This is a genomic window from Paraburkholderia sp. BL18I3N2 (assembly GCF_003001875.1).
Lineage (GTDB): Bacteria > Pseudomonadota > Gammaproteobacteria > Burkholderiales > Burkholderiaceae > Paraburkholderia > Paraburkholderia phytofirmans.
This window is the reverse complement of sequence record NZ_PVNC01000005.1, coordinates 19970-45713: the sequence shown is the minus strand read 5'-3', so window position 1 is coordinate 45713 and position 25744 is coordinate 19970. Positions and strand designations below refer to the sequence as shown.

Annotated in this window: 25 protein-coding genes and 1 pseudogene; 11 read left to right on the top strand and 15 right to left on the bottom strand. The window is 63.3% G+C overall.

All coding sequences use genetic code 11. The features are described 5' to 3' along the window. Positions 1 to 42 precede the first annotated feature (42 nt). Positions 43 to 1293 (bottom strand): amidohydrolase family protein, encoded by a 1251-nt coding sequence (locus B0G75_RS15735; protein ID WP_106307020.1) that lies wholly within the window; start codon positions 1291 to 1293, stop codon positions 43 to 45. 344 nt (positions 1294 to 1637) lie between these two features. On the opposite strand from B0G75_RS15735, the gene B0G75_RS15730 reads away from it, so the two are divergent. From B0G75_RS15730 to B0G75_RS15725, 3 genes are read left to right on the top strand one after another with little or no spacing between them, the layout of a single operon-like run. After that, positions 1638 to 1844: a hypothetical protein gene (locus tag B0G75_RS15730; RefSeq protein ID WP_106307017.1), complete on the top strand. Its 207-nt coding sequence runs from the start codon at positions 1638 to 1640 to the stop codon at positions 1842 to 1844. Positions 1845 to 1884: 40 nt separating this feature from the next. Continuing rightward, on the top strand, positions 1885 to 2043 hold the full coding sequence (locus tag B0G75_RS40690) for a hypothetical protein (protein ID WP_166799220.1): 159 nt from the start codon (positions 1885 to 1887) through the stop codon (positions 2041 to 2043). Between the two features lie 17 nt (positions 2044 to 2060). Continuing rightward, positions 2061 to 2468 carry a DUF2784 domain-containing protein gene (locus tag B0G75_RS15725; RefSeq protein WP_106307014.1) on the top strand — a complete coding sequence of 136 codons (408 nt, stop codon included), beginning with the start codon at positions 2061 to 2063 and terminating at the stop codon, positions 2466 to 2468. A 34-nt stretch (positions 2469 to 2502) separates the two neighbouring features. On the opposite strand, the gene B0G75_RS15720 is transcribed toward B0G75_RS15725, so the two are convergent. Then, positions 2503 to 3006: a DUF3455 domain-containing protein gene (locus B0G75_RS15720; protein WP_106307010.1), complete on the bottom strand. Its 504-nt coding sequence runs from the start codon at positions 3004 to 3006 to the stop codon at positions 2503 to 2505. Between the two features lie 386 nt (positions 3007 to 3392). Here B0G75_RS15720 and B0G75_RS15715 point away from each other — a divergent pair, with 386 nt between their 5' ends. Further along, positions 3393 to 3842, top strand: coding sequence for an ester cyclase (locus tag B0G75_RS15715; protein WP_106307007.1), 450 nt, complete (start codon positions 3393 to 3395; stop codon positions 3840 to 3842). 134 nt (positions 3843 to 3976) lie between these two features. Here B0G75_RS15715 and B0G75_RS15710 read toward each other — a convergent pair whose 3' ends face one another. The 9 genes from B0G75_RS15710 to B0G75_RS15670 all read right to left on the bottom strand — a co-directional run bounded on the left by B0G75_RS15710 (position 3977) and on the right by B0G75_RS15670 (position 13682). Next, positions 3977 to 4657: a hypothetical protein gene (locus B0G75_RS15710; RefSeq protein ID WP_106307004.1), complete on the bottom strand. Its 681-nt coding sequence runs from the start codon at positions 4655 to 4657 to the stop codon at positions 3977 to 3979. Continuing rightward, entirely contained in the window at positions 4654 to 6060 is a 1407-nt protein-coding gene (locus B0G75_RS15705; RefSeq protein ID WP_106307001.1) for a selenium-binding protein SBP56-related protein, read from the bottom strand. The genes B0G75_RS15710 and B0G75_RS15705 overlap by 4 nt, the downstream gene beginning before the upstream one ends. Before the next feature lie 307 nt (positions 6061 to 6367). Then, positions 6368 to 7246, bottom strand: coding sequence for an ABC transporter permease (locus tag B0G75_RS15700; RefSeq protein WP_106306998.1), 879 nt, complete (start codon positions 7244 to 7246; stop codon positions 6368 to 6370). Further along, a complete protein-coding gene (locus B0G75_RS15695) occupies positions 7243 to 8073 on the bottom strand; it encodes an ABC transporter ATP-binding protein (RefSeq protein ID WP_106306996.1) in 831 nt (276 codons plus the stop codon). Before B0G75_RS15695 ends, B0G75_RS15700 begins: the two co-directional genes overlap by 4 nt. 70 nt (positions 8074 to 8143) lie before the next feature. Next, positions 8144 to 9196, bottom strand: a complete 1053-nt coding sequence (locus tag B0G75_RS15690; protein WP_106306993.1) for an ABC transporter substrate-binding protein — start codon at positions 9194 to 9196, stop codon at positions 8144 to 8146. 48 nt (positions 9197 to 9244) lie between these two features. Further along, complete coding sequence (locus B0G75_RS15685; RefSeq protein ID WP_106307986.1) at positions 9245 to 10153, bottom strand: TauD/TfdA family dioxygenase; 909 nt, start codon at positions 10151 to 10153, stop codon at positions 9245 to 9247. A gap of 184 nt (positions 10154 to 10337) precedes the next feature. After that, positions 10338 to 10916, bottom strand: a complete 579-nt coding sequence (locus B0G75_RS15680) for a c-type cytochrome (protein ID WP_106306990.1) — start codon at positions 10914 to 10916, stop codon at positions 10338 to 10340. After that, the gene (gene soxC / locus B0G75_RS15675) at positions 10909 to 12189 is read right to left on the bottom strand and encodes a sulfite dehydrogenase (protein WP_106306987.1); all 1281 of its coding nucleotides are present in this window, start codon (positions 12187 to 12189) and stop codon (positions 10909 to 10911) included. Before soxC ends, B0G75_RS15680 begins: the two co-directional genes overlap by 8 nt. Continuing rightward, positions 12189 to 13682 carry an MFS transporter gene (locus B0G75_RS15670; RefSeq protein ID WP_106307983.1) on the bottom strand — a complete coding sequence of 498 codons (1494 nt, stop codon included), beginning with the start codon at positions 13680 to 13682 and terminating at the stop codon, positions 12189 to 12191. The genes soxC and B0G75_RS15670 overlap by 1 nt, the downstream gene beginning before the upstream one ends. A gap of 306 nt (positions 13683 to 13988) precedes the next feature. On the opposite strand from B0G75_RS15670, the gene B0G75_RS15665 reads away from it, so the two are divergent. The 6 genes from B0G75_RS15665 (at position 13989) to B0G75_RS15640 (ending at position 20229) form a co-directional block, all read left to right on the top strand. Then, positions 13989 to 15056 (top strand): ABC transporter substrate-binding protein, encoded by a 1068-nt coding sequence (locus B0G75_RS15665; RefSeq protein ID WP_106306984.1) that lies wholly within the window; start codon positions 13989 to 13991, stop codon positions 15054 to 15056. Positions 15057 to 15074: 18 nt separating this feature from the next. Beyond that, positions 15075 to 15935 carry an ABC transporter permease gene (locus B0G75_RS15660; protein ID WP_106306981.1) on the top strand — a complete coding sequence of 287 codons (861 nt, stop codon included), beginning with the start codon at positions 15075 to 15077 and terminating at the stop codon, positions 15933 to 15935. A 45-nt stretch (positions 15936 to 15980) separates the two neighbouring features. Continuing rightward, positions 15981 to 16853 (top strand): ABC transporter permease, encoded by an 873-nt coding sequence (locus B0G75_RS15655; RefSeq protein WP_106306978.1) that lies wholly within the window; start codon positions 15981 to 15983, stop codon positions 16851 to 16853. Between the two features lie 37 nt (positions 16854 to 16890). Further along, on the top strand, positions 16891 to 17784 hold the full coding sequence (locus tag B0G75_RS15650) for an ABC transporter ATP-binding protein (protein ID WP_258194531.1): 894 nt from the start codon (positions 16891 to 16893) through the stop codon (positions 17782 to 17784). A 46-nt stretch (positions 17785 to 17830) separates the two neighbouring features. After that, positions 17831 to 19204, top strand: coding sequence for an LLM class flavin-dependent oxidoreductase (locus B0G75_RS15645; RefSeq protein WP_106306972.1), 1374 nt, complete (start codon positions 17831 to 17833; stop codon positions 19202 to 19204). Positions 19205 to 19281: 77 nt separating this feature from the next. Beyond that, positions 19282 to 20229, top strand: a complete 948-nt coding sequence (locus tag B0G75_RS15640) for a TauD/TfdA family dioxygenase (protein WP_106306969.1) — start codon at positions 19282 to 19284, stop codon at positions 20227 to 20229. A gap of 88 nt (positions 20230 to 20317) precedes the next feature. On the opposite strand, the pseudogene B0G75_RS15635 reads toward B0G75_RS15640, so the two are convergent. Further along, positions 20318 to 20751: pseudogene (locus tag B0G75_RS15635) on the bottom strand (recombination factor protein RarA); the annotation flags it as partial. Positions 20752 to 20912: 161 nt separating this feature from the next. Between B0G75_RS15635 and B0G75_RS15630 the strand changes: the two are divergent. Next, positions 20913 to 22466, top strand: coding sequence for a phospholipase D family protein (locus B0G75_RS15630; RefSeq protein ID WP_106306966.1), 1554 nt, complete (start codon positions 20913 to 20915; stop codon positions 22464 to 22466). 83 nt (positions 22467 to 22549) lie between these two features. On the opposite strand, the gene B0G75_RS15625 is transcribed toward B0G75_RS15630, so the two are convergent. From B0G75_RS15625 to B0G75_RS15615, 3 genes are all read right to left on the bottom strand, one after another. Further along, positions 22550 to 23380 carry a polysaccharide deacetylase family protein gene (locus B0G75_RS15625; RefSeq protein WP_106306963.1) on the bottom strand — a complete coding sequence of 277 codons (831 nt, stop codon included), beginning with the start codon at positions 23378 to 23380 and terminating at the stop codon, positions 22550 to 22552. Continuing rightward, entirely contained in the window at positions 23377 to 24492 is a 1116-nt protein-coding gene (locus B0G75_RS15620) for a glycosyltransferase family 4 protein (RefSeq protein ID WP_106306960.1), read from the bottom strand. Before B0G75_RS15620 ends, B0G75_RS15625 begins: the two co-directional genes overlap by 4 nt. A 566-nt stretch (positions 24493 to 25058) precedes the next feature. Then, on the bottom strand, positions 25059 to 25664 hold the full coding sequence (locus tag B0G75_RS15615) for a DJ-1/PfpI family protein (protein ID WP_106306958.1): 606 nt from the start codon (positions 25662 to 25664) through the stop codon (positions 25059 to 25061). Positions 25665 to 25744 lie beyond the last annotated feature (80 nt).

The following is a 25744-nucleotide window of genomic DNA, read 5'->3' as shown; positions in this document are numbered from 1 at the left end:
CGATCAGGACACGAGGGGCGGCGCGCACGCGCGCTCATACGGTCAAGCGCTTTCGAGTTCGTTGACGAAGATCCGGCCATCCTTCATGACGAACGGAATATGCTCGCCCTGACCCAACAGGCAATCGACGGACTTCAAAGGATTGCCGTCGACCACCAGCACATCCGCATGCGCGCCCGGCATGATTCTGCCGAGCTTGTCCTGCATGCCGAGCACTTCCGCGCCGACGAGCGTCGCGCTCGCGATCACTTCGGCCGGCGACATGACGTCGGCCAGAATCCGGAACTCATCGCTTTGCAGCCGCTGCGCCTCGCCGAGCAGGTCCGTGCCGAAGCCCATCTTCACGCCGGCGCGCTTCATGATTTCGATCGAGTGCAGACCGGCGCCATGCACGTCCGCGACTTTGGCAATGCTGGCCGGCGGCAGTCCGTATTTCTCGCCTTCGCTTGCAAGGGCGTCGTAAGTGACGAGGGTCGGCACGACATACGCGCCGTGCTCCGCGACGAGGCGTGCGGTCTCCTCGTCGATCAGGTTGCCGTGTTCGATCGTGCGTACGCCGCACCGCACGGCGCGCGCGATTGCCGCGGGGGTATAGGCATGCGCGAGCACATACGTGCCGCGTCCCTCTGCTTCGGCGACGGTGGCGCGGATCTCGTCTTCTGAATAACCGAATGCGCCGACGGGATCGGTGGGTGAAGCCACCCCGCCCGACGCCATGATCTTGATCTGGTCCGCGCCCATCTGCAGTTCCTCGCGCACGGCGCGGCGCACTTCATCGACGCCGTCCGCCACGCGGCCGAGCGCGCCCACGCGCACGCAGCATCCGCAGGGGGCATCGGGCGGCATGTAATCGGAGCGGGCGCGCGAATCGGCGTGACCGCCCGTCTGGCTCAACGCGCGGCCGGACACAAAAAGGCGCGGACCTTCGATGAGTCCCGACTCGACCGCCTGCTTGAATGGATACCCTGCTCCGCCCGCGTCGCGCACGGTGGTGAAACCGCGGCGCAGCATCGCGCGCATGATCGGCACGGCGCGCAGCGTGACGAGCACGTTGGGCAGCGTCGCCACGCGTGGCAAGTTGAATTCGATAGCAACGACATGCACGTGCAGATCGATCAGACCCGGCATGATCGTTTTGCCTTTGACGTCGATTACATGCGCTTTGCTGCTATTGATCGGCTTGTCGGACACTTCGCGCACGAAGCCATCCTCGATGAGAATTTCAAAGCCTTCCAGCAGATCAGGACGGGTGGGATCGAGAAGCGCGCCGTTACGTAGGACGAAGGTGGTCAACTGTTATCTCCTTCAGGTTTCGATCGCAGCGCCCGGCACACGGGCCTCGCTTCGAGTAGCGAGGCTGGCGTTTGGAAGCGCTGCCAGACTATTCGTCAGGACAGATCTCGCACGCATTAAGTATGCGCTGACGAACCCATGACGCAAAGCGGATCGAAAAAAGCTTTTCCCATATGTTGATCTTTCGTGGGCCTGAGCATTAAGATGGGCACCTCGGCGCGCGACATGCCGTGCAAATGCACGATGACATCGCGCAGCCGACACCACCGAATTGATCCTGCTCGCCAAGCGAGGCCAACGGATCAGGTTCCCAGCCAGGCAACAAGCTCAGCCAGGAGACGACGATGCTCAGTCCACACGAATTTGCGACCCTCATGTTGCTCAAGGATGCACCGGATCTGCTGAGTCTGGACGGTGCCGATCTGGAAGCGCTTCTGGAGCGCCAACTCGTCACGCTGGAAGACCTCGCTTCCGGGCAACAACGCCCGCTCATTACCGCTGACGGACAAATATTTCTGAAGGCCGCCGCTCGTCTCCTGAACGACGAATAACACGTATCGCTTGATCAGTTGCACAGTCAAGGAGTGTTGCATGGCCGAATCAGCGGCGGGAATCGTCGTGGGTCTATGCGGGTTGAGCGTCGCCATGCTACTGGTCGCCGGACATTATTGGCGCGAGATGAGCAGGCGGCGGCAGCTCAGGCGGATGGACCATCGCGACTGCTGGGAAGTGATGCGCCACCGGCGCTGAAGACGCGCTAGCCGATCATGATCGGGCTGGCCGATGCGGTGCTTGTCGTGCACGCGCTGCTGGCGTTGTTCATCGTGTGCGGGTTCGTCGCGATCTGGCTGGGCTCGGCCCTTGGCTGGAAGTGGGTACGCCAGCGGCTTTTCCGGCTCGTTCATCTGTCGGCGATCGTTATCGTCGCCACGCTGTCGCTGCTGGGTATCGCTTGCCCGTTGACGACGCTCGAGGACTGGCTGCGTACGGGTTCGCTGGATGGGCAAGGAATCGCGCAAGGCTTCATCCAGCGTTGGGTGAATCGCCTGCTCTACTACGATTTGCCGGGTTGGGTGTTCACGCTTCTATACGTCGCTTTCGGTCTGGTGGTGTTGCTGACCTGGCGGCTGATTCCGCCTGCGAACTCAGCCCGCTCGAAAACAACGCACCAATGATCCGCCTCGCGCACACGATATCCGTCGCCGCTTGCTACTTGAAAAAAGTATAAGTGGCGATGTAAGGCGAACTGCCCGTCGCATGTTCGACGGTGCATGGCGCGGTCGGCGCAACGCCGCCTGCGGTCATCGTGCGTTGCACATAACGCACGTCGCTCAACATGCCTTTCGCGCCCGTGGACTGTGTTTCCAGCAACAGCTGTGGCACGCCGTTCGGCGCTTCGCTCGGCATCTGCGCGAGAACATGGCCCACGATCCGGCTGCCGTCGCGGGCTTCCCACGAGGGTCCCGCCGAATGCTCGATCACCGCGTTCCCGGCCGCGTCGAACAAGGTTGCGCGCGGACTGCGGAACACCCAGCCGAGCGTGTGATTCGCATCGTATTCACACGAGTAAATCTGCACGCCGGACGCGGTCGTGCTCAGGAGCGCGCGCCCATCGGGTGGGTCGATCGGCGCGGCGCCGGCCGACGTGGCGACCACGGCCGACAGCCACATAACGCTGATCGAATGGCGGGTTCTGCGTGACAAACGAATCATGGCGATGCTCCTTCTGACTCGAAACGGTGAAAGCCTGTAACTGGCTCGCCTCTCTTCAAACACTCGGCGTCACGTCGATGGGAACCGCCGGCGGTTCGGGCGGCGCAGGTTTCGGCTGAGCTCGAAACGCGCGTTGACGAACCTGTCGTTGTGCAGGCGACCGGTTCATCTGGGCTGCCGATACAACGCTTCACCATGGCGATCTATTCCACGCCGCTTTGAAATCTGTTCGCGCGGCCATCGGCGAAATGCGCTCGGCAACCGCGTTCGACGCGAGTATTGCAGCAAGAAACGGAAGGCGGCCGACTGCCTGCGCCCATATTGTTCATCACAGAGGGCAGCGATGGCGTTTCCCTCGTTCAACCACATTCAATGAGGAATTCACCATGTCCAGGGAAGATGACAACAAGGCCGTCGTGGGCCGCTGGTTTACCGACTTCTGGGGCAAGACCTGCAACCTCGACATCGTCGACGAACTCGCCGCACCCGACATGCTTCTTCAATACTCGCTGCACGAACCGCGCCGTGGCCGCGAAGACATCAAGGCTTTCATGAGCGGCTTTCGTGAAGCATTCCCGGACCTCAACTTCTGGGGCGCCGCCGATCTCATCGCCGAGGGGGACTATGTCGTCGGCCGTTGGGAAGGTGGCGGCACACATACGGGTCCGGCGTTCCGCGACTTCCTCATCGGATCGTTGCCTGCGGCGACTGGCCGGACCATGCGCTTTACCGGCACGACCGTGTTACGGCTCAAAGACGGCATGATCGTTGAAGAAATCGGACTCGACGACGGCGTCACCGCCCTGCAGCAACTCGGCCTCATCAAGCCAGCGTGATCGACGACGCGGTGCTTCTGGTATCGCTCAACGTCGCCATATGCACCTGACGATACAACGGGCCGGTACACGCCGGCCCGTTGTGTTGGAAGTTAGACAAAGGGTCCGCCAGCAGAAACGCCCACACGCGCCGCTCACACCTCGCCGACCACCGCGGCATTGAGCGCCAGCGAGAGCGCGCCAATCAGAACAAGACTTAACGCCCACACCGCATCCAGATTGAACCAGCTGCGCGACACGAACTTCAACCCCAGGTAACGATAGACCAGCCAGGCCAGAAGCCCACCGGCAACCATCATCGCGCAGGCATGCACGCCCGACACGAGCAGCGCCATGCCGAGATTGGCTTCGATCAGGGTTTGCGCGGCCCGATGCCCTCGATCCATGTCATAAGCGCTACACAGCCCGAGATAGATCGGCACGAGCATCAGTCCGGCGCCGTGCGCAATGGCGACGGCGAACGACCACAGCGTGAGCCGTGACGGCGGAATTCGCGCAAGGACACGCGGATGGCGACGCCGGATCAGCAGAAACACGCCGAAGCCGATCACCAGCACACTGGCGCCGACCTGTATCGCGCGCTGCCAGGCGAGCAGGATGGTTAGCATGGCGAACGGCAGCATCACCAGTAACACGGCCAGCACGTGCCCCACCGCGAGATAGACGAGCGCGCTGAACAGCGCCCGCGCGCGCCGCTCCATCAGCGCGCTCGACACGGCGAGCGGCCACCCCATCGCCGGGTTGATCCCGTGATAGAGGCCGCTTGCCAGAATGGCCAGCCACAGGCCGGTCTGCGACCAGCCTCCCCCAATCAAACGCCCACCGACGGGTAACAGAACGAATCGGTCGAGCAGTCTCCACCTTCGAGCCGGATCTGATGAGCCCGGTATCCGTCCGGAAACGTCACCCAATAGTCGTCGGCCAACGTGAGGCCGCCGCCAGGTTCGGCCCGCGCCATGACCTGCGCCGCCGGCACGCCGTCAGGATAGAACTGGTTGTCCCACGTCGAATAGAGCGAGTTGGTCCAGTAGACACGCTTGCCGTCGCGGCTGATCTCCACCATCTGCGGGCCGCCCGCGAAGTTCTTGCCGTTCGTATGAGGCGTGCGCCGTGCGATCCCGCCGATATGAACCGAGCCCGTGAGCTTCGGCTTGCGGGGTTCCGTCACGTCGTACTGGCGCATCTCGCCGGTGCCCCAGCAGGCGACATAAAGGAATTTGTCGTCGATGGAGAGATCGATGTCCGTGACGAGCGGCGGCACGGCGCCGAAACCCTGCAGCAACGGCGGCAACTGTTCGGCGGCCGCCGGTTCGGGTGGAATAGTCGCGGTCTTCTCGATGTGAAACTCGCCCCCTTCGCGCCACCAGGTCCAGATCGAGCCTTCCAGATTCGTCGTATCGACCACCACGCCGATAAACCCGTACTCGCGGCTCGGATCGTGCGCGGGCCGCACTTCGAGCGCCATCTGATGGTTCGCGCCGAGATCGAGCGTCTGCACATTGCGCCGACCGCGCAGATCCCAGAAGTGGATGCGGTGCCCGTATTTGTTCGACAGCAGATCCTCGGGGACGATGCCGTTCTCGAATTGCGGCGGCAACGCCCATTCGCTCGACACCATATAGTCGCGCGGCAGATTCCACCAGAAATCGTAGTGCTTCTCCTGCGACCCGCGATCGATCTCCCAGCGGCCGAGCACCTCGAATGTTTCGCAATCCATGATAAAGATGCCCGGCGGCCCGTCGGTGCCATCTTCCCCTGCGCCGCCTAGCGTGCTGACGTAAATCCCCTCCGGCCCGCAGTGAATGGTATGCGGGCGCGAGTAGCCGGTTTTGCGGAAAATTTCCTCGGGCTCGATGATCTTGTGAATCTTCGCCTGGGTCGGATGCGGATGGGTGTCCACGATGTAGATGCGCGAAGACCGCATGCCAGGAATGATCAGATAGCGTCGCTCGAGGAACGCGTGGCCGGTCAACGGCGAAAGCGACGACGAGCAGGCATTCCAGCCGAAATGATGGAACTCGTCCCCCTTGTACGGCACCGGCACGGTGTGAACGACCTGGCTGTAAGTGGGCGAGCCAGGCTTCACGTCGATCACGGCGAGCGCGTCGGGTTGCGAGAAGTCGGGGCTGAGAAGCACCGTGTAGGCGTACTCTTCCGCGGGCGCCTCCATCGCGAGTTTCGGTGACGCATGGAACGTGGGATCTGGGCGCATACCCATGACGAGCTCTCCTTGTCTAACCGGTTCTGGACCAGGGCGTTCGCGTATTCACCGTCACGGACGGGTCGCTCGCCTTGTTACGGAACATCGTGTGTCAGTGAGATGCACGGCCCGTTGGCGGCGGACCGTGGCGCAGCTTTAGATTTGTAGTTCACGGCGGCAGCGAGAGCAACCGGGAGTTTTTGCCAGGTTTTGTGCGGCGCAGCGTTAGTCGTATGCACGCGCCCTGCCGCACTATCGTACTCGTCAATGCAATGCGCCGCCGCCCGTCCGGTACGGCGTGCGCGTTCAGCGCCTTGACGATCCCTCAGTGCTGCACGCCCCAGCGCCGCACGGTCACGCGTTCGAGCGTGTCGAACACCAGGTGCTCGATCAGCAAGCCGATCACGATCACGGCGGCGAGGCCCGCGAAAACGCGGTCCGTATACAGCTCGTTGCGATTCTGGAAGATGTACCAGCCGAGGCCGCCGCTGCCTGAACTCGCGCCAAACACGAGTTCAGCGGCAATCAAGGTGCGCCAGGCAAACGCCCAACCCACCCGCAAGCCCGCCAGAATCGCCGGCAACGCCGCCGGTACCAGAATCAACAGCACGTGGCGCATGCCGGTGAGCCCATAGTTGCGGCCCGTCATGCGCAGCGTCGCCGGCACCGATTGAAAGCCGGAATAGGTGTTCAGCGCGAGCGGCCAGAGCACCGAATGCACCAGCACGAACAACAGGCTGCCGGTGCCGAGGCCGAACCACAGCAACGCAAGCGGCAACAGCGCGATAGAGGGCAAGGGGTTGAACATTGCCGTCAGCATCGACAGCACGTCGCGGCCCAGACGCGTCGACACCGCGAGCGACGTCAGCACGAAGGCGAGCGCCGCGCCGAGCAGATAGCCGCGCAGCAGCACGGACATCGACACGGCGGTTTTTTGCAGCAGTTCGCCGGACCACACGCCTTGTACGAACGCACTGAACGTCGCGCCGAATGTAGGCAGCAGCAGATCGTTGTCGATCGCACGCGCGGCGATTTCCCAGATGCAGATCAACAGCAGCGCAATCAGCGTCTTGCGCAACCAGCTCTGCGCGAAAATGCGCTTGCCGAGCGGCAGCGGAGCTTCGAGCACGAGTTCACCGAGCGGTTCGAGCGGACGCTCGTACTCCTCGCGAACCGGCGGCAGCAAAGTGGCGGAAGAACTCATTGCCCAGCCTCCGTCTCTTCAAACAACAGATGATGAATACGCGCGACACTGCGCTGAAAATCGCTGCGTCCGAAACTGTCCTGCGAATATTGATGGCTGTTGAGTTCCGCGCGCACACGGCCGGGATGCGGCGACAGCAACAGAATGCGATTGCCCACCACCAGCGCCTCTTCGATCGAGTGCGTGACGAACAGTAAGGTGAAGTTCACTTCCTCCCACAGACGCAGCAGTTCTTCCTGCATCTTGCGGCGAGTCAGCGCGTCGAGCGCCGCGAACGGTTCGTCCATCAGCAGCACGCGCGGCTGCATGGCCAGCGCGCGGGCAATCGCTACGCGCTGTTTCATGCCGCCCGACAACGTATGCGGATAAGCATTCGCAAACGACGCGAGCCCGACTTTCTCCAGATAATGCAGCGCCCGCTCGTTGGCCTCGGCGCGCGAGAGCTTCTTCGCGACACGCAGCGGAAAAGCGACGTTCTGCAGCACGGTCTTCCACGGCGGCAACTGGTCGAACTCCTGGAACACGACAATGCGATCGGCGCCCGGACCGCGCACAATCTGGCCGTCGAGCGAGATGCTGCCCGACGTCGGTTCGATAAAACCCGCTACCGCCTTGAGCAAAGTGGACTTGCCGCAACCGGACGGACCCAGCAGCACGAAACGGTCGCCGCCGTAGACGTCGAAACTCACGTCATGGGTCGCGCGCACGATCCGCTCACGCGTGCGGTATTCGAGGTTGACGTTTTCGACCGCGAGCAGTTTTTCGCTGGTCGCAGGCGCGGCTGCTTCAACCCGATCCGGAAACAGCACAGTAGGATTGGCCACCATCAGATCGCTCCCTGTAAGCCGGCCGCTCGGGCCGTTAAATATCCGGCAATGCTCGCGTATGTCTTCATGTTCAGCTTCCGGTGGCGGTCGCCGGATCGTCGAAGAAATAATCCTTCCAGGACTTCGGTTCGTTCCTGATCACACCGACGCGATGCATGAACTGCGCGAGCCCGAACGTGTTCTGCGGCGCGACCTTGAACTGCACCTGCGGATCCTTGATGACCTTCAGCAGCAGATTGCGGTCGATCTTCGACTGATTCGTGCGGATGTAGATATCGGCCGCGGCATCGGGATTCGCCGTGATGAAGCGCGCGGCGTCGGCCAGTGCGTCAACGAACGCGCGATACGTTTTCGGATTGTTGTCGCGGAATTTTTCCGTCGCGTACAGGACGGTCGCCGAACTCGGGCCGCCCAGCACGTCGTATGAATTCAGCACGATGTGCGCCTTCGGATTGCCCGCCAGCTCCTGCTCCTGAAACGGCGGATTGCCGAAGTGGCCGGTGATTTCCGTGCCGCCCGCGATGATCGCCGCGGCCGCGTCGGGATGCGGCAAAGCCTGCGTGAACTTGTCGAGCCGGTTGTAATCCTTGTCGCCCCAGCGCCTGGCCGCCGCGTATTGCAGCACGCGCGATTGCACCGACACGTTGACGGCCGGCACCGCGATGCGGTCCTTCCCGGTGAAGTCGGCAATCGTCTTGACGTCGGGATTGTTGCTGATCAGGTAATACGGCAGATTGCCGAGCGAGGCCACGCCCTTCACATTCTGCTTGCCATGCGTGCGATCCCAGATCGTCAGCAAGGGGCCGACGCCCGCGCCGGCGATATCCACCGCACCTGAGAGCAGCGCGTCGTTCACGGCGGCGCCACCCGAGAGCTTGACCCAGTCGACCTTGATATCGAGTCCCTGCTTGCGCCCTTCCTTCTCGACGAACTGCTGGTCGCGCGCCACGTTCAGCAGCAGATAGACGATGCCGAACTGCTCGGCCACGCGAATCTGCCCTTCGGCATGCGCGGGCACGGCTGCGCCGAGTCCGGCCACCGCCGTCGACAAACTCAGCAGCGTCGCGGTCAAACGGCGAGCAAAAGACGACCGCCTGGCGGTCGGGCGAAACATGACGAGCATCGGAACTCCGGTCAGCGTGTGATGTTGGTAAAGCGGGCTACGTTGCCGTCAGAACGGCACGTCGCCTTCAATCGTCGTGCGATACAGTTTGCGGCGCAGATGATCCGGCGTGCCGGCTGCGAGATGCATCAACGAGCGGTTGTCCCAGAACACTATGTCGTGTTCGGCCCATTGATGCCGGTACAAATGTTCCGGGCGCACGCTATGCGCGAAGAGTTCATCGAGTAATTGCTTGCTCTCGTGTTCCGGCAAACCGATCACGCGGGTGGTGAAATGCTCACTGACAAAGAGCGCCTTGCGTCCGGTCTCCGGATGCGTGCGCACGATCGGATGCACCACCGGCTTGACCTGCGCGATCTGCTCGGCGGAGAGATTCGGACGCCACGGGCTGCGTTTTTGCAACTCCGCGTATTTCGCCAGATACGTGTGTTCCGCCGAACGCCCTTCCACGGCGGCACGCAAATGCGCGGGCAGCGTGTCGTACGCCAGATGCATGTTGGCGAACAGCGTGTCGCCGCCTTCCGAAGGCAATTCCTGCGCGTGCAGCAGCGAGCCGAGGCTCGGCTTCTCCTTGTACGACAGATCGGAATGCCAGTAATGACCGGCATCGCCGAGACCGATCGGCTGGCCGTTCTCGAGGATGTTGGAGACGATCAGCACTTCCGGATAGCCGTTCAACTGGAACTGATGCAGCACATGAATCTGCAGCGGACCGAAGCGGCGGCTGAAGGCAATCTGCTGATCCGGCGTGATGCGTTGATCGCGAAACACCAGCACGTGATGATCCAGATGCGCGCGGTGGATGCGGCGGAACTCGTCGTCGTTCAGCGGCTGGCCGAGGTCGAGGCCCAGCACTTCGGCGCCGACGGGGGCGTCGAAAGCGCGAATCTCGATGGACTGGGCTTGATGGACGTGGCCAGTCTCGCTGGCGGCGGTGGGTGCAAAGGCAGTCGTCACAGGAAACTCTTGGTCGAATCTGTTCGGAAACGCCGGCAAGGGCGCAGTCAGACGAATTTACCGGCGCGCGCGCGCGCCGACAACGAAGCAAATCCGATACTGATATCTGCTGAAGTGATAAACCCGATGCTTTAACGCGCTGCGGGCAGCCGGCCCATTCCTGATGTGTGTCCGCCAGGCGCCGTCAAAGCCGCCCAGGACGCGGATCGGCGACGAAACCGTCGCGATTTGGCATGACCACGCGCGGCAACGACGCCGCGTCGAGCCGCGTATTTGCCGGCACGATGCCGTTCTGGTTCAACAGGAATGCGCTGAGCGCGTACACCTCGTCGGCGGAAAGCGATTCGGGCGCGGTGTAGGGCATTGCGCGGCGGATGTAGTCGAACAGCGTGGTCGCATACGGCCAGTAACTACCCACCGTGCGTTTCGGCTTCGCGCTCGTCAACGTGCCCTGCCCGCCTACCAGCTGATCGCCGAGGCCGCCCTGGCCCTGTGCGCCGTGGCACGCCGCGCATTTCGCGGCGAAGATGTGCGCGCCTGTGGCGACGTCGCCGCTGCCCGCCGGTAGGCCGCGGCCATCCGGCGCGACGTCGATGTTCCAGGCGGCGAGGTCTTGCGCGGTCAGAGGCGTGCCAATGTCGTGGTTCGCCTCGGCGTTGCGCGCTGACGGCGCGACCGATGAACACGACGTCAGCGCCGTCAGCGACAGCAACGCGGCCAGCGCCACACGTGTGGACTTGTGCCCAAAAAGCGCCTCACGCATTACGCACCTCGCCGCTTGCCTCGACACGCCATTGCTGAATCGCGTTGTAGTGATATTGCGAGTTGAGACCGCGCGCGGCGACGAGCTCAGCGCGTGTCGGCTGCACATAGCCGGTCGAATCGGTGGCGCGCGAGAGAATCGCGGCCGCGCCGCCGTCCCAATGCCAGTCCGCCTCGAAGCGCGTCAACGCGCGATCATGAATCGCGCCGACCAGACGCGCGGTGCGCCAGGTCGTGCCGCCATCGGTCGAGACTTCGACCTTGCGAACCGTGCCGCGCCCGGACCACGCGAGGCCGGTGATCGGGTAATAACCGTGCGTCGTCAGACGATGCCCAGGTGACGGCCGCGTGATCACCGACTTCGCATCCATCTCGAACGCGAACTGTCGCGCGGTGCCGTTCGCGAGCAGGCTGGTGTACTTCGAGGTTTCCTCGCGCGTTTGCAACGGCGCGTCGACCACCTTCAGCCGACGCAGCCACTTGACGTTGGTATTACCCTCGAAGCCGGGGACGATCAGCCGCAACGGATAACCGTTCTCCGGGCGCAAGCGTTCGCCGTTTTGCGCGTAAACCACGAGCGCGCGGTCGAGTATCCGTTCGAGCGGCAAACTGCGCGTCATCGCAGCGGCGTCGGCGCCCTCCGCCAGCAACCAGCGGCCCGCTGTTCCGCTTGCGGAGACCGAGATGCCGCCTACTTCTTCGAGCAAGGTAGAAAGACGCACGCCGGTCCATTCGCAGCACGACAGCAGACCATGCGTGAGTTGCACCGGCATGCCGCTCGGGCCGTTCCATTCATTGCCGGTATTGCCGGAGCATTCGAGAAAATGAATGCGCGATTCGGATGGCAGACGCAGCAGGTCGTCCATCGTGAACAGTTTCGGCGTCCGCACGAGTCCGTGAATCGCCAGCCTGTGCTGATCGGGGTCGATGTCCGGCACGCCGCCGTGATGGCGTTCGTAGACGAGACCATTGGGCGTGAGCGCGCCGTGCAATTCGGCGAGCGGCGTCATCGACGAAGCCGCGCCGGGCAGCGGCCACGCGCGTGCGCTGCGCCGTACGACATCCGCCTCATGCGGCGACGGCACGCCGTACGGATGCTCCAGTATGGGCGCGCCGGGCACGCGACTCGACGGCGCGACCTCGAGCGGCTTGAGCAATTCACTTGCCGATGCGGCCTGCGAGGCAACGAGGCTGCCGAGCGCAAGGCGGCCAAGCACGCGACGGCGAGCGCGCGACGGCGGCGGTGAATCCGGCTGGGCGATAGGCGAGGACATTAACGCGTCCCCGCCAAAGCCGGCTCGACGTCGTAATCCTCGCCGTCGATGTCATAGCCCGACGGCTCCCACCGGATCACCAGCAACGTGAGCAGCGAACTCAGCGGTGCGATTGCGATGAGCCAGAACACCTTCGTGCCGAGCGCGGCGGCAAGCACCGGAAAGAGAAACAGCGAGACCGTCGACGCGGAACGCACCAGCGTCTGATTGAAACCCACACCGATTCCGCGCAACGACGTGGGATAGCTCAGCGAGGCATACGTCATCGAATGGGAGCCGGGTCCGAAACCTTGCCCGAACAGATAGCCGCCGAGCAGCAGGATCGCGACTACGACGAGCGCGCCGCTGCCGGGTTTGCCGATCAGCGCGAGGCCGATCAGCGAGGCGAACTGCAGCGCGTGTCCGAGCACCGTCATTTTCCACGCGCCGACAGTGGGCGCGGTACGCACGCCGATCAGACCGCCGACGAACGCAAATGCCAGGTTCAGCGCCAGCGCGGCGATGATCGTCGTGAGCGGGCCCTGATGAAAGAAGCTGGTGATGATCACCGGCAAGCCGAAGATGATCGCGTTGTAGCCGAACGAAGAAGCGCTGCCGATCACCGCGGCGAGAATCGTGCGGCGGCGATACGTTGTATTGAAGAGCACGCCGTAGTTGCGCCATGAAGCGGCGCGCGGCGCTTTAACCGGGGCGTCGCTTTTCTCGACCACAGCATCAACGCCGTACGAACGTTTCAGGATGCGCGCGGCCTCGTCGAGATTGCCCTGATTCGCTGCCCAAACCGGCGATTCGCTCATATAGCGGCTGCGGACCAGAATGATCGCGATGGCGGGCACAGCGCCGAAGGCCAACGTCAGACGCCACAGCCAGCCAAGTTGATGCTCAGGCAGAATTGCATAGAGCCCGAGAATCAGCAGATAGCAGGTGCTCGTGGCCGCATACCACGCCGGGCACCACGCGGCGACGCTGGCCGCCTTGTTGCCCTTGCCCGCCACGCGCGAGAACTCCGCGAGAAACGCCATCGCCACCGGCAGATCGAGACCTACGCCGAAACCCATCAGAAAGCGCGCGCCGCCGAGCACCCACGCATTCGGCGCAAGACCGGCTGCGATCGCCGCGACCACGAAGAACAGCATGTCGGCCATGAACACACGATAACGGCCAATACGGTCCGTCAGATAACCGCCGAACAGCGCGCCAAGAATCGCCCCAAAAGTAATGGCCGATGAAACGAAGCCCACCTGTACCGGCGACAGCGAAAACTGGCGCGCGATGTCTTTGATGCCGTAAGCGAGCGAGGTCAGATCGTAAGCATCCAGAAAGACGCCGCCGAGCGCGATCGCAATCACGACGCGCGCATTGCTGCCCTTCGCGGCGCCGGCGTTGACGATGCGTGAAACGTCTTGCGCGCTGCGAATGACGGCGGGCCGCGCCGCGCTTTCGGCGGGCGTTTGAGTGTCGACGGTGGTCGGTGGAAAGGCAACAGTGGACATGATTCGGACTTCGCATGAATGGCTGAAGCGTTGCATGGTAGCCATCCGCTACACGCCGGCAAAACGACGAATTCAACTATGCAAATCGGGATTTCCGCGCTTGCTTCGCGGTGCGCCATGCAGCGGCGCTATGGGCGGCACGGTTCGCACTTCTGCAGATTTTCTTATCTGCAATGATTGGTTGGATTCGAGCGCACGCGAATCTAACGTGTAGTTCCTGCGGCAGGTGAACCTGCGGCCGGCGCGCCGGTTATCCGCCGACCTGAGCTTCTATCCCCGCTCCCATCCCTCGATTGGTATTTGCGCATGCGCTATTTCCGTCTGCTGAAGTCTTTCGTCGCCGTGGCGACCCTCTCGCTTGCCGCGGCTTACGCCCATGCCGACAAGCCCGCGGTGATCCGTATCGGTGTGGCGCAACAAGGCACGGGAGATCCGCCCACCTTCGGCGGCTCGCCGGCGGCCACAGTGCAATTGCAGCAGTCGCTCGAAAAGGAATTCGCCGCCGACGGCATCAAGGTCGAGTGGTTGTTCTTCAAGGGTGCCGGCCCGGCGGTCAACGAGGCGATCGCCGACAAGTCGCTCGACTTCGCCTTCCAGGGCGATCTGCCTGCCGTGCTCGCCCGCGCCAACGGCCTGAAAACGCACCTGTTACTCGCCTCGGGCGTGCGCACCGGTATCAAGGTGGCGGTACCCACCGATTCGGATGTGCATTCGATCAAGGATCTGAAAGGCCGGCGCGTGTCGATCTTTCGCGGCACCAATCTGCAACTCGTCGCCGACAACGCGCTCGCCGCCAATCAGCTGAACGAACGCGATCTGCGCGTGATCAATCTGGATACAGCCAGCTCGCTCGCGGCGCTGGCCTCCAAGGGCATCGACGCGTCGGTCAACGATTACCACGTGTACAAGCTGCGCGATCAAGGCCTCGCAAAGGTGGTCTACGAATCGCAGAACGACGGTCCGCAATTCACGCGGCAATCGCATCTGCTCGTGGTCGACGATTTCGATCATGCGCATCCGGATATCGTGCAGCGCGTCGTCAACGTGTTCGTGCAAGGCGCGCAGTGGTCCTCCGACGAAGCGAACCGCGATGCGCTCTTCAAACTGTGGGCCAAAAGCGGCGTGCCCTATTCGTCATGGCAGGCCGAGTTCGCCAATCAGAAGTTGAAGGACCGCAACTCGCCGTTGATCGATCCGTTCATCGTGGGGCGCTACAAAGCCGTCGCGACGGACGCGCTGAACCTGAAACTGATTCGCCAGCCGGTCGAGGTCGATGGCTGGTTCGAAACGAAATATCTCGACAACGCGCTGCGCACGCAAAAGCTCGACCACTACTGGACGCGTTACGACGCCGCCGGCAAACCGCTCAGCTAACCCACCGGAGCGATCACGATGAGCGAAACCGCAATCCACGTCGAACGCAAACGGCTCGCGTCTGCCAGTACGCCGCAAACGCCACACGTTCCGCTGTTTCGCGAGCCGCGCCTGCGCGCGCTCGCGTGGCGGCTCGCTCCGTGGGTGTTGCCCGCGCTGCTGTTCGCACTGTGGGCCGTGGGTTGCGAACGCGGCTGGATCGCCCCGCAGATTCTGCCGCCGCCCGAGCGCGTGTTCGAGACGCTGGTCGAATTGGCGAGGAGCGGCGACCTCGCGCGCAACACGCTGGTCAGCCTGCAGCGCGTGCTGCTCGGTTTCGGCGCGGGCACGCTGCTCGGCTTCGCACTCGGCGCGGCGCTGGGGTTGTGGCGCACGCTCGAAGCTTATGTGCTGCCGAGCTTCAATGCGCTAGTGCAGATTCCGGTGCTCGGGTGGCTGCCGTTTTTGCTGTTGCTCGTGGGCGTGGGCGAACCGCTCAAATACATTCTGATCGCGCATGCGGCGCTCGTGCCGGTCACCTTGAGCACCCTGCAGGGATTCCGCCAGACACCCGCCGCGTTGAATGAAGTCGCGCGCGTGTTCGAGTACAGCGGCTGCCAACGGATCGTCTATCTCGTGCTGCCTGCCGCCGTGCCGACGCTCGCCACGGGCGTGCGGCTCGCGTTCACCAAAGCCTGGCTCGCGCTGGTGGTCGTCGAACTGGTGGCGTCTTCCGAAGGACTCGGCTACCTGATCGTCTACGGACGCCAACTCTTTCAACTCGATCTGGTGATGGCGTCGGTGGTCGTGGTCGGCGCGATCGGTTACGCGGTGAATCGTGCGCTCGATGCGCTCGAAGCGCGCCTGCGACGCGGACAGCCATCGGCATTTCGCGAGTGATCGCATGAACGACGCGCACATGGCGCCACACGCGAGGAAACTACGATGAAGCTCTTCAAGCGTTCCGGCCAGCCCGAACAGTCCGCCGGCGCAGCCTGCGATTGCAGCGCGCCCGCTTCCTTCCGACGCGCGGCCCGACCGCGCCGCCCGCTGCTGACACGCGTCGACTGGCGCGGCGCCGTCTTGCCCGTCGTCGCGATTGCGATCTGGTGGATCGTTTCGGCAGCGCACGTGAGCAAAAGCGGACTGCTCGTCAGCCCGGCTCAGGTTCTCGCCACAGCATGGCAGCAGATCGAGAGCGGGGCGCTTTTGAAAGCGCTCCCGGCCTCGCTCGCGCGCGAGGCGAGCGGCTTCGTGATCGGTACGCTGGGCGGCCTGCTGCTCGGTAGCGTGCTCGGTTTCTCGCGGCTCGCCACACGCATGATCGGACCGAGCTTCGACACCTTCAAACAGATCTCGCTGTTTGCGTGGATCCCGCTGATTTCCGTGTGGTTCGGTCTGGGCGACGTGGCGAAAGTCGTGTTCCTCTCGCTCGCCGCGCTCCTGCCCGTCACCGCGCACACTTGCGACGGCATCCACGCGGTGCCGCGCGCCTATATCGAAGTCGCGCGCGCTTTTCGTTACTCGCGATGGCAGCTCATCCGCGCCGTGATTCTGCCGGCCGCGCTGCCGTCGATTTTCACCGGCATCTATCTCGCCTTGATCTATTCGTGGCTCGCCACGCTGGGCGCCGAATATCTGCTGGTGGCCGGCAGCGGCATCGGCAACACGCTGATCGACGGCAGCGAGCAGTTCCGCATGGATCTGGTGCTGTTCGGCGTGATCGTGATCGGCGTGACCGGCTGGGCGTTGAACGCGCTGGCGCGCGCCGTGGAGCGGGCAATCTTTGCGCGCCGGTTCCAGTCGGCCAGGCGCTGAACCTGCAGATGACCATTCACTCTCCGGACCGCTCATGATTTCTTCCACGCTCTCCGACAGCATCGACATTCTTCACGTCAGCAAGCACTACGCGCAGCAAGGCGGCACGCCGCTCGCGGTGCTCGACGACATCAGCCTGCGCGTGCGCGCCGGCGAGTTCGTCAGCGTGCTCGGTTCGAGCGGCTGCGGCAAATCCACACTGCTGCGATTGATTGCGGGACTCGACACCGACTATAGCGGCGAGATCGTCGTCGCGGGCGACCAGGTGCGCGATACGTCGCTCGAACGCGGGATCGTGTTTCAGGATCACCGGCTGTTTCCGTGGCTTACGGCGTCGCAAAACATTCTCGCCGCGCTGCGTAATGCGCCGCTTTCCGCACGCGAGAAACGCGAAGCCGTGGCCGAACATATCGGCCTGGTCGGGCTCAAGGGCTTTGAAAACTCGTACCCGCATCAATTGTCCGGCGGCATGGCGCAGCGCGTGGCGATCGCGCGCGGTCTGGTGAATCGTCCGCGCGTGCTGCTGCTCGACGAACCGTTCGGCGCGCTCGACGCGCTCACGCGCGGCCGCTTGCAGAACGAGTTGCAGCGCATATGGGAACACGAACGCATCACGATGATCCTCGTCACGCACGATGTGGACGAAGCGCTTTACCTGGGCGACCGCGTCGTCACGCTGGCGCCGCGGCCGGGCCGCATCAAGCGGATCGTCGACGTCGCGTTGCCGCGTCCGCGCGAGCGCAACGATCCACGCTTCATCCGCTTGCGCGACGAAGTGCTGGCCGACTTCGCCGGGCACGACGGCACGCGACGTGAATCACGCGTGGACCGCGATGGCCGCGGTGACGATGAGCTGCACGACGGCACGCGCATTCCAGCAGTGAGTCCGCCCGTGAGTCCGCCGATCACCGAATGGCGGCTCGCATGGTGAAGCACGCGCTCTCCCCCACACACAACGAATCTTCACGGAGCAGACGATGAGCGGCGAAAAACGGCCGAAGCGGCAGATCAGACTGGGCGCCTTCCTGATGGAGACAGGCCATCACATCGCCGCATGGCGCCATCCCGATGCACATGCGAGCGGCGGACTCGACTTCGCGCACTACGCGGAACTTGCACAGATCGCCGAGCGCGCCAAATTCGACGCGATCTTTTTCGCCGACAGCGTGAGCGTACGCGACACCAATCTGCCTTCGCTGTCCCGCACCGCGCGCGCCGATCATTTCGAACCGTTGACCTTGCTGTCGGCCCTCTCGGTCGTGACGAAACACATCGGCCTGATCGCGACGGTCTCCACGACATTCAACGAACCGTATAACCTCGCGCGCAAATTCGCCTCGCTCGATCATCTGAGCGGCGGCCGCTCGGGCTGGAATCTCGTTACGTCGAGCACGGAATCCGAAGCGCTCAATTTCAGCTCCGAGCGCCATCCGGAGCATGCGGTCCGCTACGAGCGCGCGCGCGAGTTCTACGACGTGGTGGCGGGTCTGTGGGATAGCTGGGAAGACGATGCGTTTCTCCGTGACAAGGAGAGCGGCGTCTACTTCGACCCGGACAAGCTGCACGTGCTCGGCCATGCGGGCAAGCACTTCAAGGTGCGCGGACCGCTGAACGTCGCGCGTTCGCCGCAGGGCTGGCCGGTCGTCGTGCAAGCCGGCGCGTCCGAGGCCGGGCGCGAGCTCGCCGCGCAAACCGCGGAGGTGATCTTCGTCGCGCATCAAACACTCGATGAAGCGCAGTCGTTCTATCGCGACGTCAAAGGACGTCTCGCGAAATATGGGCGCGCGCCGGATCATCTGAAGATCATGCCGGGCATTTTGCCGATTGTCGGCCGCACGCAGGAGGAAGCCGAGGAAAAATTCGCCGCGCTGCAGGACTTGATCCACCCGACCGTCGGTCTCTCGCTACTATCGAATATGTCGGGCGGCATGAATCTCTCGCAGTATCCCGTCGACGGGCCGTTGCCCGAATTGCCGGAAACGAACGGCGGCAAGAGCCGTCAACGGCTGCTGTTCGACCTCGCGCGGCGCGAGAACCTGACGATTCGCGATCTGTATCTGCGCATCGCGGGCGCGCGTGGACATCAGCAGGTGGTCGGCACGCCCAGGAGTATTGCGGATCAGTTGCAGCAATGGTTCGAAGAAGAAGGCGCCGATGGTTTCAACATCATGTCGCCATGGTTGCCGGGTGGCTTGACGGAATTCGCCGACCTGGTGGTGCCGGAGTTGCAACGGCGCGGACTGTTCCGCACGGAATACGAGGGAAGCACACTGCGCGAAAACCTCGGGCTGCCGCGCCCTGTGAATCGTTATGCGTCAACGGCGCAGCAGGTAGCCGCGATAGCAAGCTGATCTGGCGACGGCATGCACGCCGCCGGACACCGTCTCTTCACAAAGACATCAGGACATCAGGACATCAGGAGCCTTTCATGAATGCAGCCGCAGTGCAGGACATACAGTCCGTTCAGGTCACGCCGCTTTCCGCGCATATCGGCGCGGAAATCCACGGTGTCGATCTCACGCAGAAGCTCGACGCGCGCCAGATCGCTGAGATTCGCGCCGCGCTGCTGAAGTGGCGCGTCGTATTCTTTCGCGAGCAGTTCCTCACGCACGAGCAGCACGTCGCGTTCTCGGCACAGTTCGGCGAACTGACCTTGGGGCATCCGGTATTCGGTCACGTGGACGGTCATCCGGAGATCTACTCGATTTCGAAGTACCGCAAAGCGACGCGTTTCGAGGGACAAACGCTGCAACGCCCATGGACCGGCTGGCACACGGACGTGACGGCCGCGCTCAATCCGCCGTGGGCGTCGATTCTGCGCGGCGTGACGATTCCGCCTTATGGCGGCGACACGCAGTGGACCAACCTTGTCGCTGCCTATCAGAAGCTTTCCGCACCGCTGCGTGCGTTCGTCGACAGTCTGCGCGGGCTGCATCGTTTCACGCCGCCGGCCGGCGCGAGCGGCACGGAAGCGTTCAACAAAGCCGTCGAGCAACGCACGCTCGTCACCGAACATCCGTTGGTCAGGGTTCATCCGGAAACGGGCGAGCGGGCGCTCTATGTGAGCCCGAGTTTCCTGAAGTCGATCGTCGGCGTGAGCCCGCGCGAAAGCCAGGTGTTGCTCGAACTGCTCTGGGAACATGTCACGCGGCCGGAGTTCACCGTGCGATTCAAATGGGAGACAGGCAGCGTCGCGTTCTGGGACAACCGGGCGACGGCTCACCTTGCGCCCACGGATATTTTCGATCTCGACTTCGACCGGCAGTTGTATCGCACGACGCTCGTCGGCGACGTGCCCGTCGGTCCGGACGGCGCGCAATCGGTGGCCCTTGAGGGCTCACCGGTGAGCGCCGCTGCAGCGGTCGCGCTCAACTGACGCAAAGGCGCGGCTCGCGAGCAGGCAACCGGCAGCAGATGCAGTGGTGACCCGCGCTGTCGGCCGGCTCGGCAGCGTGCGATGCGCGCTAGCGCTTCCGTTTCTCGCGCTCCTGCGCGTCGAGTTCGCGCAGGTGATCGAGCTTGTCGCCGATGCGGGATTCCAGTCCGCGCGGCACGGGCCGATACCAGCGTTGTTCGGCTACATCGTCGGGAAAACAATGCTCGCCCGCCGCGTATGCATCCGGTTCGTCGTGCGCGTAGCGGTAGTCCTTTTTGTAGCCGAGATCCTTCATGAGTTGCGTCGGCGCATTTCTAATATGCAGCGGCACCGCCCGCGCGCGATCGCCGCACACGAATGACAGCGCCGAGCGCCATGCCATGCCGACCGCGTGCGACTTCGGCGCGACAGCGACACACACGAGCGCTTGAGCGAGCGCCAGTTCGCCTTCGGCGAGCCGAGCCGTTCATAGACCTCGGCCCGGTTCAGCGCGAGCTGCAATGCTCGCGGATCCGCGTTGCCCACCTCGTCGCTTGCCCGGCCGCCGTTGCGGCATTGGCAAGGCTTCAACTTGCACCGATCCCATCGCCGCTATCCACGCCGGTGCGCGGCAGCTTCGCTCCACTCGACGCGCCTCACGCTTGCGGCTATCTTACGGACACGCACGTTCGAAGGGCACAACCATGGCGACGCTCCGCGGTCTCGTTGCAGTCTTGCTGATCATGCTGCTGTCCGCCTGCGCGAGCTTGCCGCCGCAGACTGGCCGCACCACGACGCACGCACTGACCGACACGGACAGCACGCGTCTCGCCACCGCCTTCATCCCGCAGGAGCGCAAGCATCCCGACAACAGCGCGTTCCATTTGCTGCCCAACGGCGTCGATGCCCTGCTCGCCCGCATCGTCCTGGCTGAGACAGCCGAGCGCACCCTCGACCTGCAGTACTACATCTGGCACGACGATCTGACCGGGCGCCACCTGGCCGACGCCGTGCTCAAGGCCGCCGATCGCGGCGTCAGGGTTCGCGTTCTGCTGGACGATCTGGGCACGGGCGCCGACGATAAAGTTCTGCTCGCCATCAGCTCACACCCCAACATCGAAATACGGCTCTTCAATCCGATTGCCAACCGGACCTTCAAGAAGCTGGGGACCGCGCTCGAGTTCAGCCGGGTCAACCGGCGCATGCACAACAAGGCGCTGATCGCGGACAACCAGGCCGCGATTCTCGGCGGCCGCAATATCGGCGACGAGTACTTCGGCGCATCCAGCGAGGTCGATTTCGGCGACCTCGACGTGCTGACTTTCGGACCCGTGGTGCACAAGGTCTCGAATGCCTTCGACGAGTTCTGGAACTCGGACGCCGCGTACCCGATCGCCAGTCTGACCGGACACGCCGCCGATGCGGACGCGCTGCCGGCCCATCGCGCGAAGCTCACGGCGTTCGTCGCGGCCGAGTACGATTCGCCGTACGTCACGCAGGCGCGAGCACGCCTTCGCGACACGCTGCAAGCGCGCGACGCCGACTTCTCCTGGGGCAAGGCGACGCTCCTCTACGACGATCCCGCCAAGATCACCCGCTCGCCCAACGACCCGCAGGGACATCTGCTATCGCAGTTCCATGCATTGAGTGTCGAGCCGGCGAAGGAAGTGCTGGTCATCTCGCCGTATTTCGTCCCCGGCAAAAAGGGCGTGGAATGGATGCGCGCGCAAACTCAGCGCGGCGTGCGCGTCACGGTGCTGACGAATTCGCTCGCCGCCACCGACGTCGCCCTGGTTCACGCGGGATATCAGCGTTATCGCAAAGATCTGCTCGACGCCGGCGTGCATCTGTATGAATTGAAGCCCGCGCCGGGCGAGGACGCGGACGAGAAGAAGAAATCGATTCTGGGTTCCTCGAAAGCCTCGCTGCATGCGAAGACCTATGTGTTCGACAGAAGCAGCATCTTCATCGGCTCGATGAATCTCGACCCTCGGTCGATTACGCTCAATACGGAAATCGGCGTGTACTGCGAAAGCGCCCCACTCGCCGCGCAAGTCGCGGACGGCGTCGAGGCGAAGCTGGATCAGCTCGCGTGGCGGCTCGAAACCCGTACGGACGCCAACGGCAAGAGCAGGATCGTATGGATCGACACCGCGCCGGATGGCACGGTCAGGGAACTCGGCGAACCTGGTGTGTCGAGCATGAAGCGCGTCGGCATCTGGTTTCTGGGTTTGTTGCCGATCGAGTCGCAGTTGTGACGGGCAGCCGGCATGGGGCGCCCCTGGCAACCGCAGGGATGGGGAACGGGTCCTGCGGCGGCGCCGAACCAGACTCCAGCGCGCTACCGCTTGATCCTCAGATACGCGCGGCTGATCGCGGGCCGCGTATGCACCCACAACCGCGAGGCCAGCCACGAAGCCGGCCTGTCACGCACTTCGAGGCGAGTGATCGAGCGCGCCGCGCCATCGTTGCGCCCTGAATAGTTCGAACCCGTCTCGCACGTGTAGAAGTGCCGGAAGCCGGCCTCAGTTGCGATGCGCCGATAGTCCTCGTCGTGGTATCCCTGCGGCCAGCACAGGTGATCCGACACGGTGCCCAGTTTTTGCTCGAACGTGGCACGTGCGCTGGCGAGATCGCGTGTCAGCCCGGCGCACTTTTCCTCCGCATTGGCGGACACCCGATCCCACCGCACGTGGCTATGCGTATGACTGTGAAATTCGAACGTGCCGGCTTCACGCATCGCGTCGATCTCCGACCAGCGCAGAATCGCGTGATCGGGTTCACCGTTTTCGATCGCCACCTCGCCATCGCGATGATTGAGCAACGCAGGCAGCGCGCCGCCCGAACGCGCGTGCGCACGCACCGGCCCTTCGCCGATCCAGCTCGTCACCAGAAAGCACAGCGCGGTCAATCCATGTGCCTGCAGAACCGGATGCGCGTGCACCCAGTTGTCGAGATAACCGTCGTCGAAAGTCAGCACGACGGCCTTCTTCGGCAAGGGCTCGCCCGCCAGATAGGCCGACAGTTGCGCGCTGCCGATGGTCGTATAACCCGCGCCGGCCAGATACGCCATTTGCGCGGCGAAGTGTTCCGGCGAGACGGTGATCATGCCCGGCGACGTGCTGATGTGGTGATACATCAGCACGGGCACCGCGCGCGCAAACTTCGTCATGCCGCCGCCCGCCTTTCATCGTAGTAAGCGCGCCCGGCATAGATGCCGCGCATGTAGCAGTCGATGGTCTCGTTTGCCATGGCGTCCACCGTAAAGCGGTTGTCGGTCTTCAGACGCGCGGCGAGCCCCAGGCGCGCGCGCAGCGGCGCATCGTCGATCAGACGCGCAAGCGCGCTGCGCAATGAATCGATGTCATGCGCCGGCACAAGCAGGCCGTTCACGCCGTCGTCGATCAACTCGGGCACGCCGTCCACGCGCGTGCCGATCACCGGCAAACCCACCGCCATCGCTTCGATAAACGATTGTCCGAGCGCCTCCTGATGCGTGGGCAAGACGAACAGATCGCAGCCGCGCAGCACGTTGGTAATGTCCGTGCGAAAGCCGAGCAAGTGAATGCGATGCATGAGACCCATGCCGTCGACAATCGCCTTGATCTTCTCGAACCACACGCCGTCGCCCGCCATCACGACATGCAGGTTGGGGCGCTCGGCCAGCATCGGCCTGACGGCTGCGATCAGATCCTCGTGGCCCTTCTTCTCGCGCATGATCGCCACCATGCCGGCGACCACCGCATCGGCGTCCAGTCCGAGTTCATCGCGCAACGTGGAACTAGTCGCCGCTTCCGGCTTCAGGATGCCGTCGTAGATCGTCTCCACGCGGTCTTCCTGCACGCCCGCGGAGATCAGATAGTCGCGCACATGATGGCTGACCGCGACCACGCGATGAGGAATCCAGTTGTACGTGGCAAGCGACGTGATCGGCAACGCCAGATGCCGCGTGCGCACGATGAACGGCGTCCCCGCGAGCCGCCCCGCCATGCCGGCGACGAGGCTGTCGTGGCCGCTGTGCGTATTCAGCACGTCAAAGCGGCGACGCGCCAGCAGCGAGCGGATCGTGAGCATGGAGCGCAGATCGGCCCCCGCCCGCATACGCGCGTGATGCACGGCAAAGCCATCGGCACGCGCGCGTATACCGAGACGCGCGTCTTCCGGACACACGAGTTCGACGCTATGACCCAACTCCCGCAAGGCGATCATCTCCTTGAGCGTGCGAACTTCCTGGCCTCCCCACCCCCGCGACGACTCGCTGTGGAGAACACTCAATGCTTTCATGCGCGAACTGACCTCCCAGACCAACCTGCGAACGACGGCCCGGATTGTAATCGTTGGTAATATTTTCCCCGGACTGCTGCGACCCTAGGGCAAACGCTGTGTTCATGGGGGGAAGCGAATTAGAAGTTGCGTCGACCCGCGACGGGTGACGTCCATGTTCAACGGACTGGCATGACTTCTCGTTGACAGGGAACTTTCAAGTCGTTGCAGAAGTATTTCGGTAGCCTCCTGTTTTGTAAATAGCGAAACATACCGATTGGGGCGGATGGAACCGCCGCAAACGTTGTCGAGGAACAAGTGTTGGTTTTTGCGCAGTGGAAACGCTGGAAAAAAGCGGAGAACGCAGAAAATGCTTGACTGGGCAGCGACGTTCAGGCCGCGTTGAAGGCGCTGGAGAAGCCTTCTTTTTACCGCAGCGGCGACCGCGGTTTCGAGCGGTCGAGACGGATGGGATTGCGGCGGGTTAGGCCGCCGCAATGTGCAATGCGATTTAAATGGCGAATTCCATACGAGGAATAATCTGGAGACCGCGCAGGCGGTTTGTTCCCTTATGACTTATGCAGGCTTCAGGTCCGCTTAAGGAACGGCGTGATACGCGCCATCGCGCGGGACACGTAGTCCTCTTTCTCTCCCACGGGCGCGACGTAATGCAATGCGCTCGCCGCTGCATCGATCCCTTCCAGACGGGCGATGATCCAGGCGGCAAGATAAGCCGACGCGAGACACCCTCCGGCCGTCGCAATGTTTCCGCTGACGAAAATGGGCTGATTCAACACATCGATCCCGGCTTCCTGAACCCACGGTTTGGTCGTGAGATCGGTACAGGCCGACACGCCGTCGAGCAGCCCCAACCTGGCAAGAACCAGCGTGCCGGAACATTGCGCGCCCAGCAGCTGTTTCGATGGATCGAGTCGCAATTGCGCCATCAACTCACTATCGGCGACGACATCGCGTGTGCGCACGCCGCTGCCCACGATGACTGCATCGGCATCGCAAGCCTCTTGCAAGGTAGCCTGTGCTTCGATGACCACGCCATTCATCGACTTGACCCGCGCGGTGGGACAGGCGATCGACACGCGCCAGCCCGGTTTCTTGACGCGGTTGAGCACGTTCAGTGCGATGAGCGAGTCGAGTTCGTTGAAGCCTTCGAAGGTAAGGATGGCGATGTGCATGATGTCGTCCGTAAGCCAGGGGGCGCTGACTGTTTGCCGTCGCTTCATGAGGCCGCGCCAATTGGCTCCCGGCCAGTCCC